Origin of the sequence: Streptomyces sp. T39 (assembly GCF_008042045.1) — a bacterium.
Taxonomy (GTDB): domain Bacteria; phylum Actinomycetota; class Actinomycetes; order Streptomycetales; family Streptomycetaceae; genus Streptomyces.
This window is the reverse complement of record NZ_RDBP01000012.1, coordinates 2,446,788-2,458,933: the sequence shown is the minus strand read 5'-3', so window position 1 is coordinate 2,458,933 and position 12,146 is coordinate 2,446,788. Positions and strand designations below refer to the sequence as shown.

The window sequence follows — 12,146 nt, the reverse complement described above, 5'->3', positions numbered from 1 at the left end:
GCCGTACGGGTGGCCGCCGCTTCATGTGACCCGTGCACCGCGCGCGGCGGCGGTGCCGTCCGCCGGGGCCGGCCCGGGAGCGGCGCCGTCCCACCGGGCCCGCTTCATGTCCAGGCGGGGCACGTGCCCCTCGGCGCTCCGGGACGCCTCGCGCAGCGGCGTGCCCTCCGCACGGTACCGCTCCAGGGCGCGCAGCTCGTGGCCGGGCAGCAGGACCCCGTCCGCCCGGACGACGCGCCACCACGGGACGGCGCCGCCGTAGAGCGCCATGGCTCTGCCGACCTGCCGCGGACCGCCCTCGCCGAGCCATTCGGCGACGTCCCCGTAGGTCATCACCCGGCCCCCGGGGATCAGCTCGGCGACCTCGAGCACGCGCTCGGCGTAGTCGGGGTACTCGGGCGTCTCGCCCATCCGGTCGTCCATCCGTCCCATCCTGCCGCACGCCACCGACAACGCCCCCGGCCGGGGGAGAATCGGAGCAACGGCAACGAATCCAGATATCTCGGGCACACTTGTCGTCCGCAAAACACCCTGATACCCGCCTCTGTCGCCGGGTCGTGCCACCATCGTGCGGGCGGTGACTGGTGATACGAGATCAAGAAGAGACCGAGACGGCGAAGGAGCAGGGCGTGCAGGCTCCTCACGCGACGGACGGCCCGGAGTCCGGGCCGCACCCTGACGCGTCCGTCCCCGGCGGCGCGCCCGCGCACGGCGCAGGCGCCGACGCCGCTGTCCCGGCCGGCGCCACCGCGGTGAGCGCGCAGGCCGGAGCCGACCGGGTCTCCGGCGACGAACCGCTGCTCGCCGCCCGGGTCCACCGCCCCTCGGACCTGATGCGCCTGCTCCTCGGCATCCTGGTCATCGCGCTCGTGCTCGCCGTCGCCGCCTTCGCCCAGGGCACCACGACCGGTCTCGAGTCCGACATCAGCAAGGGCACCGACCAGGCGCCCGACCTGCTGGTCAAGATCGCGGGTCTGGTGTCGAGCATCGCGGTGCTGCTGGTGCCCGTGGCCTTCGCCATCGAACGGCTGGTGAAACGGGACGGGCTGCGGATCGCCGACGGCGTGCTGGCCGCGGTCCTGGCCCACGGTGTGACGCTCGCCACCGACCTGTGGGTCTCGCGGGGCGCCCCCGGCAGCCTCCAGGACGCGCTGACCCAGGCCCGCGCGGACGGCCTGACCGACCCGGTGCACGGCTATCTCGCACCCGTCATCGCCTACATGACGGCGGTCGGGATGGCCCGCAGACCCCGCTGGCGGGTGATCCTCTGGGTCGTCCTGCTGCTCGACGCCTTCGCCATGCTGGTTGCGGGCTACACCACACCGTTCTCCATCATCCTGACGGTCCTCCTCGGCTGGACCGTGGCGTACGGCACCCTCTACGCGGTCGGCTCGCCGAACGTCCGCCCCACCGGCCAGACCCTGCTGGCCGGTCTGCGGCACGTCGGGTTCCACCCGGTGAGCGCGATGCGCGCCGAGGACACCCCGGAGCACACCGACCAGGACCGCGGCCGGCGCTACATCGTGTCGCTGGAGGACGGCCCTCCGCTGGACGTGACCGTCGTCGACCGCGAGCAGCAGGCGCACGGCTTCTTCTACCGGGTGTGGCGCCGCCTGACCCTGCGCTCGATCACCACCCGCCGCTCCATCCAGTCGTTGCGTCAGGCGCTGGAGCAGGAGGCCCTGCTGGCGTACGCGGCGATCGCCGCCGGCGCCAACGCGCCCAAGCTCATCGCCACCTCCGAGCTCGGCCCCGACGCCGTGATGCTCGTCTACGAGCACCAGGGCGGCCGGCTGCTCGACTCCCTCGCCGACGAGGAGATCACCGACGACGTGGTGCTCGGCGCCTGGCGCCAGGTCAAGGCGCTCCAGTCGCGCCGGATCGCGCACCGCAGACTGGCCGGTGACGCGATCATGGTCGACGCCACGGGCCGGGTGATCGTCACGGACCTGCGCGGCGGCGAGATCGCGGCCGGCGATCTGGTCCTGCGGATGGACATCGCCCAGCTGCTGGCCACGCTGGGCCTGCGGGTCGGCGCGGAGCGGGCGGTCGCCGCGGCGGTCGAGGTGCTCGGGCCGGACACGGTGGCCGACTGTCTGCCGCTGCTCCAGCCGATCGCGCTGAGCCGCTCCACCCGGGCGACGCTGCGCCAGCAGGCCCGCGAGCGGGCGGCGCGCGAGCGCGAGGCGGTGCTGGAGGCATCGGCCGCCGCCCGGCGGGACCACGGCGACGCCGGGACGCCGGCCGCCGACGAGCGCAAGGACGACCGCAAGGCCGCCCGGAAGGTCGAGAAGGCGGAGCGGCAGGCCGACAAGCGGGCCGTCGACGAGGCGCTGGAGGAGGCCCGCGAGGAGGACCTGCTCTCCCAGATCCGCGCCCAGGTACTGCTGATCAGACCGCAGGCGCCGGTGGAACCGGTCCGTCTGGAGCGCATCAGGCCGCGTACGCTCGTCAGCTTCATCGCCGGGGCCGTCGCCGCGTACTTCCTGCTGTCGCAGATCGCGGGCATCGACTTCGGCACGGTCTTCGAGCGCGCGCACTGGGGCTGGGTCGCCGCGGCGCTGGCGTTCTCGGCGCTCAGCTATCTCGCGGCGGCCATGAGCCTGCTCGGCTTCGTGCCCGAGCGCGTCGGGTTCCGGCCCACGGTGTGGGCGCAGGTGGCCGGCTCGTTCGTCAAGATCGTGGCCCCCGCGGCGGTCGGCGGTGTGGCGCTGAACACCCGCTTCCTCCAGCGGTCGGGGGTGCGTCCCGGTCTGGCGGTGGCGAGCGTCGGCGCCTCGCAGCTGTTCGGCCTCGGCTGCCACATCCTGCTGCTGCTGCTCTTCGGCTATCTGACCGGGACCGAGCGCACGGCCTCCTTCACCCCGTCGAGGACGGTGATCGCCGGTCTGCTGACGGTCGCCGTGCTGGTGCTGGTGGTGACGGCCATCCCGTTCCTGCGCAAGTTCGTCGCCACCCGGCTGCGTTCGCTGTTCGCCGGTGTGGTGCCGCGCATGCTGGACGTGCTCCAGCGGCCGATGAAGCTGCTCACCGGCATCGGCGGCATGCTGCTGCTGACGGGCCTGTTCGTGATGTGCCTGGACGCCTCGATCCGGGCGGTCGACGACGGCAACCAGCCGATCAGCTACGCGAGCATCGCCGTGGTCTTCCTGGCGGGCAACGCCCTCGGTTCGGCCGCGCCGACGCCCGGCGGTGTGGGCGCGGTGGAGGGCGCGCTGCTGGGCGGTCTGGTGCTGGTCGGCGTGCCGAAGGAGGTCGCCGCCCCCGCGGTCCTGCTGTACCGGATGATGACGCTCTGGCTGCCGGTGCTGCCCGGGTGGTTCGCGTTCAACCACCTCACCCGCAAGGGCTCGCTGTGAGGCCCGCGTCCAGATCCCGGCGCTGAAGTCCACCCGGACGGCCCCGCACCGGCACCCGTAGGGAGCACGGGGCGGTACGCCACCCGCATGGGCCCGTCGCCCGTGCGGCGCATCCGGGCGCGGCGCACGATGGCCGCATGCCGACCACTTCCGCCGCCCGCCGCACCGCCGCCGCCCGCCGCGCCGCCGCATCGGCCGCAGCCCTCGCCGTCCTGCTGACCGCCGCCGGCTGCTCCGGTGACGGGAACGGGGACGGCGGGGACGACGCGACGGACTTCGCCGCGCAGAAACTGGACTGGCAGCCGTGTCCGGCGCCGTCGCAGGCGGAGGGCGGCGGCACCAAGCCGTCCCCGCTGCCCGGCGGCGCCCAGTGGGAGTGCTCCTTCATGCAGGCGCCGCTCGACTACGACGATCCCGGCGGCGACACCATCGAACTCGCGCTCATACGCGCCCGGGCCTCCGAGCCGGACCGGCGCATCGGCTCCCTGGTCTTCAACTTCGGCGGCCCCGGCGGCTCCGGTGTCGCCACCCTGCCCGCGGCCGCCGTCGACTACGGCACCCTGCGCACCCGCTACGACCTGGTGAGCTTCGACCCGCGCGGGGTGGGTCGCAGCGTCCCCGTGGAGTGCCTGGACGACCAGCAGATGGAGGAGTGGGTCGCCGAGGACTCCACACCCGACACCCCGGCGGAGGTCGAGACCTTCACCGAGAGCCTCACGTCGTTCGCCGACGCCTGCGAGGACAACTCCGGCGAGCAGCTGCCCCACGTCGGCACGACCGAGGCCGCACGCGACATGGACCTGATGCGCCAGGTGCTCGGCGACGACAAGCTGCACTACTTCGGCATCTCGTACGGCACCGAACTCGGCGGCGTCTACGCCCATCTGTTCCCGCAGAACGTGGGACGCGCCGTCTTCGACGCCGTGGTGGACCCGACCGAGACCTCCGAGCAGGGCTCGCTCGGCCAGGCCGAGGGATTCCAGCTCGCGCTCACGAACTTCCTGGAGGACTGCGTCTCGCGCGGGGACGACTGCCGGCTGCCCGGTTCGACCGTGGGCGAGATCCAGGACTGGATCATCCGCTTCCTCGACGGCCTGGACGCCAAGCCGATCCCCGGCATCGGCGGCCGGGAGCTGACGCAGAGCCAGGGCCTGAACGGAATCGCCCAGACCCTGTACTCCCGCGAGTACTGGGAGCTCCTGGAGCAGGCGCTGGACGAGGCGGAGGGCGGCGACGGAGCCCTGCTGATGGCCTTCTCCGACGCGCTGACCGGCCGCAACGAGAACGGGACCTACAGCAACAGCCAGGCCGCGGGCGCGGCCATCGGCTGCGTCGACTCCAAGGAGCGGTACACGCTGGAGCAGACCCGGGCGGCGCTGCCGCGCTTCGAGAAGGCCTCCCCCGTCTTCGGCACGTTCCTCGGCTGGGGGCTGCTGGGCTGCACCGAGTGGCCCGTCCCCGGCACCTGGACCCACCCCGACGTGTCGGCCCCGGGCGCCGCGCCGATCCTCGTGATCGGCAACACGGGCGACCCGGCCACGCCGTACGAGGGCGCCCAGCGGATGGCCGAGGCCCTCGGCGAGGGCGTCGGCGTGCGGATGACGTACCGCGGCGAGGGCCACGGCGCGTACGGGAACAGCGCCTGCGTGGACCGGGCGGTGAACGGCTATCTGCTGGACGGTCGGGTGCCGAAGGACGGAACGGTCTGCCGGTAGGACGGCACGGGGCGCGCCCCCGGCATGCGAGAGCCCCGGACCGCGCGAGCGGTCCGGGGCTCTCGGCGCCGTTCGGTGCCGGGCGTCAGTAGACGGGCTTCTCCGGCTCGATCTGGTGGACCCAGCCGATGACCCCGCCGCCGACGTGCACGGCGTCGGCGAAGCCGGCGGACTTCAGCACCGCGAGGACTTCCGCGCTGCGGACACCCGTCTTGCAATGCAGGACGATCTTCTTGTCCTGGGGCAGGTCCTGGAGGGCGCTGCCCATCAGGAACTCGTTCTTGGGGATCAGCCGAGCGCCCGGGATCGAGACGATCTCGTACTCGTTGACCTCGCGGACGTCGATGATGTCGATGTTCTCGCCGTCGTCGATCCACTCCTTGAGCTGCTTGGGAGTGATCGTCGAACCGGCCGCCGCCTCCTGGGCCTCCTCGGACACGACGCCGCAGAAGGCCTCGTAGTCGATGAGCTCGGTGACGGTCGGGTTCTCGCCGCAGACCGCGCAGTTCGGGTCCTTGCGGACCTTCACCTGGCGGTACTGCATCTCCAGGGCGTCGTAGATCATCAGGCGGCCGACGAGCGGCTCCCCGATGCCGGCGAGCAGCTTGATCGCCTCGTTGACCTGGATGGAGCCGATGGACGCGCAGAGCACGCCCAGCACGCCGCCCTCGGCGCAGGAGGGGACCATGCCCGGCGGCGGGGGCTCCGGGTAGAGGCAGCGGTAGCAGGGACCGTGCTCGGACCAGAACACCGAGGCCTGACCGTCGAAGCGGTAGATCGAGCCCCAGACGTACGGCTTGTTCAGCAGCACGCACGCGTCGTTGACCAGGTAGCGGGTCGCGAAGTTGTCGGTGCCGTCGACGATGAGGTCGTACTGGCTGAAGATCTCCATCACGTTCTCGGCCTCGAGCCGCTCTTCGTGAAGGATCACGTCGACGTAGGGGTTGATGCCCTTGACCGTGTCGCGGGCGGACTCCGCCTTGGAACGGCCGATGTCCGCCTGGCTGTGGATGATCTGGCGCTGCAGGTTCGACTCGTCGACCTCGTCGAACTCCACGATGCCGAGCGTGCCGACCCCGGCCGCGGCCAGGTACATCAGCGCCGGCGAACCGAGGCCGCCCGCTCCCACGGCCAGCACCTTGGCGTTCTTCAGCCGCTTCTGCCCGTCCATGCCCACGTCGGGGATGATCAGGTGGCGGGAGTACCTGCGGACCTCGTCTACGGTGAGCTCGGCAGCCGGCTCGACCAGGGGTGGCAGCGACACGGGGGCTCCGTCGGTTGGGTAAGTACGGTTGTTCTCCGGTAACACTGCCACGGCCCTTCTCATTCCGAGACACCCGGTCCGATCTGCGAGACGATTTCGTCCCAGTAGCCGGGCAGCGCCTCGAATGGACTGCTGTGCCCCTTTCCTCCCCTCGAACCACCGCGGTCGGTGAAGAAGATCGTGCCCGCGCCCTGCCAGCGGGCGATGCGGGTGGCCTCCTCCAGATGCGTGCGCGGGACGCCGTGCACGAAGTGCGCGAACCGCTCGGGCGGATGGTCCGCCGTCCACTCCGCCACCTGCGACCAGCGGTAGTCGGCCCAGGCGCCGGAGAAGGTGACGAGCTGGTCGGCCGCCTCCGCGTAACCGGGGTAGGGATGCGTCCCGTGACCGAGGACCAGATGCCCGCCGTCCAGCACGGCGTCCAGGGTCGCCGTCGTGCGCCGCACCTGGGCCAGTTGGGCCCGTTCCACCGGGCAGCGGTCCAGCAGGAAGCCGCCGACCTTGTACCAGTCGGCGAACTGCTGGGCGTCGGCGACCACATCCCCGAACGACCGTGCGCCGTAGGCCAGGTCGAGGTGGCCGAGCACCCGCACGCCGGCGTTGGCGAGGCGCCCCGCGGCCTCCAGGCAGTGCGGGTCCGGGCGGGCGCCCGGGCCGTTGGACACGTTGAGGACCACCCAGTGCAAGGGGGTGCCCGGCCGCGTCAGCCCGGCCCATTCCCGGGGAGCGAGCAGCGGATGCGCGTAGCCGGGCACGCCGAAGCCGAGCCGCTCGGCCCCGGTCGCCGACTGCTTGGCGCCGGTGCTCGTCAGATGCGGCATGCCGCCTCCATCCAGATGTCGGCGAGCGACTCCTCCAGGTTGATGCGGGGCCGCCAGCCCAGGCGGTCGCGGGCGGTGCGCACATCGGCCTGCTGCCAGGCGCCGCAGCCGTCCGGATACGGGGAGGGCGTGGCCGCCAGGTGCTCGGACACCGACTCGCCGCGCGGGGCGCCGATGAGGTGCCGCCCGCCGGGGGCGTCGAGCTCGTGGAGGGCGCCCGCGTAGCCGGCGACGCGGGCGAGGACGGCCGCGGCGTCCCGGAGCTTCACCGCCCGGCCGGTGCCGATGTTGACGACACCCTGCGCGGCGGAGAGCGAGGCGGCGTGCACGGCGCGCGCGACGTCGCGCACGTCGACGAAGTCGCGCTGCACCCCGAGGCCGCTGAGCTTGAGCTCCCCGTCCCCGGACTGCATGGCCCGGCGCATCGCCTCGGCGAGACGCCCGAGCGGCGAACCGGCGGGGGTGCCGGGGCCCACGGGCGAGAACACCCGCAGGACGACGGCGTCGAGGCCCGAGCCGAGCACCAGCTCGGTGGCGGCGAGCTTGCTGACGCCGTACGGGCCGCCGGGGCGCGGCACCGCGTCCTCGGCGGTGGAGGAGCCCTGCTGGGAGGGCCCGTACTCGGAGGCGCAGCCGATCTGGACGAGCCGCGCCCCGCAGCCGCTGCGCCGGAGCGCCTCGCAGACGGTGGCGACCGCGACGGTGTTGTGGCGGGTGAGGTCGCGGGCGTTGCCGCGGGTGGCGCCCGCGCAGTTGACGACGACCCCGGGGTGGACCGCGCCGAGGAAGCGGGTCAGCGCGCCGGGGCTGCCGCCGGACAGGTCGAACCGCACATCGGCGTCGTCGCCGCGCCCGAGCGCGGTCAGGTGGACGGCCGGGTCGGCGAGGAGCCGTTCGGTCACGAAGCGGCCGATGAATCCGTTGGCACCGAGCAGGAGCACCCTCATCGCGCGCCCCCCTGGGGCCGACGGGGTGTCACGGGGTGTTGCGGGGTCATGCGCTTTCTCCTTTGGAGGTGTCGCTGTCGATGCCGGGTTGCGGCGGACTGCGCGGTGTCGGCTCCGCGCGGTGCGCCGGGCCCGGTCAGGGGGTGTGGGCCGAAGCCCGGACGAGCACGGTGAAGGCGTGGACGAGGAGCGCCAGGGCGGCGCCGGTGCAGGCGAGGACGGGCACGGCCGCGGCGCCCCACTCCGCGACCAGCAGTTCGGCCGGGCGCGCGAGGGGGCCGAGGCCGGGCAGCCGCCCGGACAGCAGCAGGGCGGGCACCGCGGCCTCGACGGCGCAGGCGGTGGCGAGCGCGGCGGACGCGGGCCCGGGGCAGCCGTGCACGATCAGCAGCCGGGCCAGGAAGAACAGGGTTCCCAGGGCGACGACGGGGCCGGCGGCCCCGGCACCGCCGGCCGCCCCGGGCGCCTCCGGCAGGACGAGAACGGTCAGGACCGCGAGGACGGCCAGCACGGCGGTGTAGAGGGCGACGACGGCGAGCAGCAGCGGGCGGGTGCCGGCCGCGAACTCATCGAGCCCTCGGCTCGACCGGATCCGCCGGCCCGCCCGTACGGCGAAGAGCCGGGCGCACCAGGCCGCCGGGACGACGGCGACGGCCAGGGAGAGCAGCGGCACCGCGGACAGCGGCACCCGCCCTTCCGGGCCACCGCCGGCGATCTCGCCGATCAGCCCCTGCCCGCAGACGGCGTAGCCGAGGAGCCACAGCGTCCACAGCCGGGCGGCGCCGGGCGTGCGGCGGCCCCGGGCGCGCAGCGGCCCGGAGCGCAGCGCGTACAGCAGCGCGAGACCCGTGGCGAGCGCTCCGGCCGCCCCGGCGGCGATCCGCTGGCCGCCGTCGGTGACGGCGGCCGCAGCGAGGGCGAGCGCGCACACGATGCCCGGTGCGGCCGCCCGCAGCGGCACACCCGCCCGCCCGGTGCGCGGTTCGGCGGCGCGCGCCGGGCGGACGGCGGCCGTGCTGCGCTCGGCGCGGGCGAACATCTCCTCGGCGAGCGCGAAGACGTCCCGGTGCCGGAAGCGCGCCGCCGTGCGGTCGGTGAGGCCGTGCGCTTCGAGGGCTGCGGCGATCTCGAAGGGGTCGACAGCCTGTTCGCACAGGTCGCGGTGCTGGTGGAGGAGCCCCTTCACGGGGTCTCCGCCGCCCCGGCGGGCCGCCCGGCGCGGCGGGGCCGCGTCGGCGGCTCCGTCCCCGGTGCGGAAACGGTCCGTCAGGCGCTCGTCCCCGGCACGGACGGCCGCGCCCGCGCCTCGCCGCTCCCCGGGCGCGGAACGCCCGGACATGCCCGCGCCTCGCCGCTCCCCGAACGCGGAACGCCCGGCCGCGGCCGGGCCGCCGTCCGCCGCTCGCTCCTGCTGGTCCGTGCGGTTCCCGGCGCCGCCGTCCCGCGCGATCTCCGTGTCGGGCTCCGCCCAGACGGCCGCGTCCGCGGCCGGCTCGCGCCGCACCCCTCCGGCGGCATACTCCTCCGACCGGCGCCCGGGGGTGTCCCGGCTATCCGCAGCTCCTGAGACGGTGGACCGGTTTTCCGGCCGCGGCCCGGCGGCAGCGTTCCGGACAGCCGCCGCTCCTGAGGCGGCGCCCCACACGGTCCCTCCCGCGTCGCCGGCCCGCAGGGCATCGCCCACGCCACCGGCGACCGCGTCCTCGGGGCCGCGGGCGCGCGCGGCAGCGCCCCCGTCGGCGCCACCGTCGGCGCCCCGGGCGGCGCCGGGCCCGCCGGCAGCCGTCCCAGCCGGCTCCTGGGCGTCTCCCGCTCCCCCGCCGGGCCGCGGAGCGCCGCCCGTCGCACCACCGACCGGGCCGCAGGCTGCCGGGGCCTCACCCGCGCCGCCGCCGTTCGCGCCGGCGCCCCACGCGGCGCGAGACCCACCGGGCAGCTCGCCGGCCGGGCCGGCGGGCAGCGGAACGCCGGCCGCGTCGTCACCGACCGGGCCGCCGGACCCCGGCGCATCCGCCGTGCCGCCGGCCGTCCCGCCGCCGGCCGGCCCCGGGCCGAGTGCCCCGGCCGTCCCCGTCCCCGGTGTGCCGCGGATGCCGTCGAGGGCGGTCAGGGCCGCCATCTCCCAGACGGCGCGGATGTGTTCGGCGTCGACGTCCTCGTCCGTCACCGGCGCGAGGCCGTCGGTCAGGGGGGTCGGGTCCTCCTCCACGGAGGCGTTCTCCGTGGCGCGCGCCGCGTTCATCGGCGTACCTCCCTCGCGGTGTCGGTGGTGTCGGCGGTGTGGGCGATGTCGCGGGTGCCTGCGGTGTCCGGGGTGCCGGCGCCGGTGAGCGGGCCGGACGCCGCCTCCGCCGCCCAGCGGGGAACGTGCGCCGCGCCGGTGAGACGTCCGGCGACGTGGGACTCGGCCGGGTGCGCGAAGGGCACCGGTCCGCCGTCCGCGTCGACGGTCTCCGTCGCCCGGCGCACCGGGGAGTGGGAGATCAGTTCCAGGTAGATGCCGCGGAACGCGGCCAGGTTCTGTTCGACGGTGAAGAGCTCCAGGGCCCGTGCCCGGGCCGCGGCTCCCAGGCGCGCACGGCGCTCGGGGTCGCGCAGCAGCGCGAGGCAGGCGTCCGCGAGCGCCCGCGGATTGCGCGGGGGCACCACGAGCCCGGTCCCGCCGATGACCTCGACGACCGCGCCGACGTCCGTGGAGACCGTGGCCCGTCCGCAGAACATGGCCTCGACCAGACTGAGCGGGAAGCCCTCGACGACGCTGGAGAGGACCACCAGACCGCCGGCCGCGTACGCGTCGGCGGGTGCCGGCGCCTCGGGGCCGCCGATCTCGTCGAAGGAGACGGGGCTGTCGCCCACCGCGTGCGCGTCCGCGGCCTCGTCCGGGAAGAGCTGCGCGGCCAGCGCACGGCAGTGCGCGAGATGACCGGCGCTCTCCTCGTCCCGGGCGGGGGCGGTGAAGAGCCGCAGTCTCGCGCCGGGCTCCTCCTTGCGGATCTCGGCGAAGGCGTGCAGCAGGCCGACGAGGTCCTTCGCCGGTTCCACGCGACCGACCCAGACCAGGGTGTGGCCGTCCCCGCCGGCGCCCGCTCCCTCGGTGTCGCCGCTCTCGCCGACCGCCGCGAAGCCGTCCGCCGCCATGCCCGGGTAGACCGTGCGCAGCTTGGCGCGGTCGGCGCCGCACTGCTCCTGCCAGCGGCGGGCGTGGGTGTTGCCCGGGGTGATCACATCCGCCCCGGCGTAGATCTCGCGCGCCAGGAGGCCGTGGAAGGCGCCGAGAAGGGCGCGCACCGGGGCGCTCAGTCCGTCCTCACGGCCCTCCAGGTACCGGCCGCGCAGATGCACGCCGTACTCGGTGACCAGCAGCGGGACCCCGCAGAAGCGTTTGGCCAACAGCCCGGCCAGCGCGGCCGGTCCACCGGAAGCGGCATGGCACAGGTCCGCGGAGGCGAGCCCGTCGTCCTCGTACCAGTCGAAAGAGAGGGGGCGCAGGGCGCGTTCGAGCCGGTCGGCCGCCTCCAGCAGGTCGGGCACGGTCACGGCCTGCAGCGCCCGGTGTGCGCCGGGCGCGCGGCACGCGGACTCCAGGGCGCGCAGGGCGACTTCGGAGCGCAGCGCGGCGGGGAGGCCGCCGTGGTCCCGGGCGAGGTCGGCGAGGCCGTGGAGCCCGTCGGCGAATCCGTCCCCGCCCGCGCACACGCCCCGCGCCATGGTCGCGAAGTGCTGCGCGAAGCGCCGGCGCTCCCGGCGTCCGAGGCTCACGCCGTCGTCCGCCGGTGCCCACAGCGGCGCGGTGCGCGCCAGGCGCACATGCGGGGGAAGCGCCGGCGCCGCCGGCTCCTCCCGGGCCGCGCTGCGGCTCATGGTGTAGACGTCGAACTCGTGCTGCGCGAGCCCGCGGACGAGCCGGTCGCACCAGAGCCCGGATTCACCCGGCGCACAGGGAGGACCACCCTCGGTGAGCATGCCGATCCGCACGAGTGCACCCCCGATCTCCGTTGTGGACGGCCGCCGTTGTCCCGGCGGCTGACAGCGGGACGACG

8 protein-coding genes are annotated in these 12,146 nt (G+C 74.8%); 2 read left to right on the top strand and 6 right to left on the bottom strand.

All coding sequences use genetic code 11. The annotated features are described in order from the left end of the window. Positions 1–21: 21 nt before the first annotated feature. Complete coding sequence (locus EAO77_RS12250) at positions 22–432, bottom strand: MGMT family protein (RefSeq protein WP_147988029.1); 411 nt, start codon at positions 430–432, stop codon at positions 22–24. Positions 433–629: 197 nt separating this feature from the next. On the opposite strand from EAO77_RS12250, the gene EAO77_RS12245 reads away from it, so the two are divergent. After that, a complete protein-coding gene (locus EAO77_RS12245) occupies positions 630–3,359 on the top strand; it encodes a YbhN family protein (protein WP_147988028.1) in 2,730 nt (909 codons plus the stop codon). Between the two features lie 137 nt (positions 3,360–3,496). Continuing rightward, on the top strand, positions 3,497–5,074 hold the full coding sequence (locus EAO77_RS12240; protein WP_147988027.1) for an alpha/beta hydrolase: 1,578 nt from the start codon (positions 3,497–3,499) through the stop codon (positions 5,072–5,074). Positions 5,075–5,159: 85 nt separating this feature from the next. On the opposite strand, the gene moeZ is transcribed toward EAO77_RS12240, so the two are convergent. From moeZ to EAO77_RS12215, 5 genes are all read right to left on the bottom strand, one after another. Continuing rightward, complete coding sequence (gene moeZ / locus EAO77_RS12235; protein WP_147988026.1) at positions 5,160–6,338, bottom strand: adenylyltransferase/sulfurtransferase MoeZ; 1,179 nt, start codon at positions 6,336–6,338, stop codon at positions 5,160–5,162. Between the two features lie 59 nt (positions 6,339–6,397). Continuing rightward, the gene (locus EAO77_RS12230) at positions 6,398–7,159 is read right to left on the bottom strand and encodes a spherulation-specific family 4 protein (protein ID WP_147988025.1); all 762 of its coding nucleotides are present in this window, start codon (positions 7,157–7,159) and stop codon (positions 6,398–6,400) included. Then, on the bottom strand, positions 7,147–8,106 hold the full coding sequence (locus EAO77_RS12225; protein WP_147988024.1) for an NAD-dependent epimerase/dehydratase family protein: 960 nt from the start codon (positions 8,104–8,106) through the stop codon (positions 7,147–7,149). The genes EAO77_RS12230 and EAO77_RS12225 overlap by 13 nt, the downstream gene beginning before the upstream one ends. A gap of 136 nt (positions 8,107–8,242) precedes the next feature. After that, on the bottom strand, positions 8,243–10,348 hold the full coding sequence (locus tag EAO77_RS12220) for a hypothetical protein (RefSeq protein ID WP_147988023.1): 2,106 nt from the start codon (positions 10,346–10,348) through the stop codon (positions 8,243–8,245). Beyond that, on the bottom strand, positions 10,345–12,081 hold the full coding sequence (locus EAO77_RS12215) for a DUF3492 domain-containing protein (protein ID WP_147988022.1): 1,737 nt from the start codon (positions 12,079–12,081) through the stop codon (positions 10,345–10,347). The genes EAO77_RS12220 and EAO77_RS12215 overlap by 4 nt, the downstream gene beginning before the upstream one ends. Between the last annotated feature and the right edge of the window lie 65 nt (positions 12,082–12,146).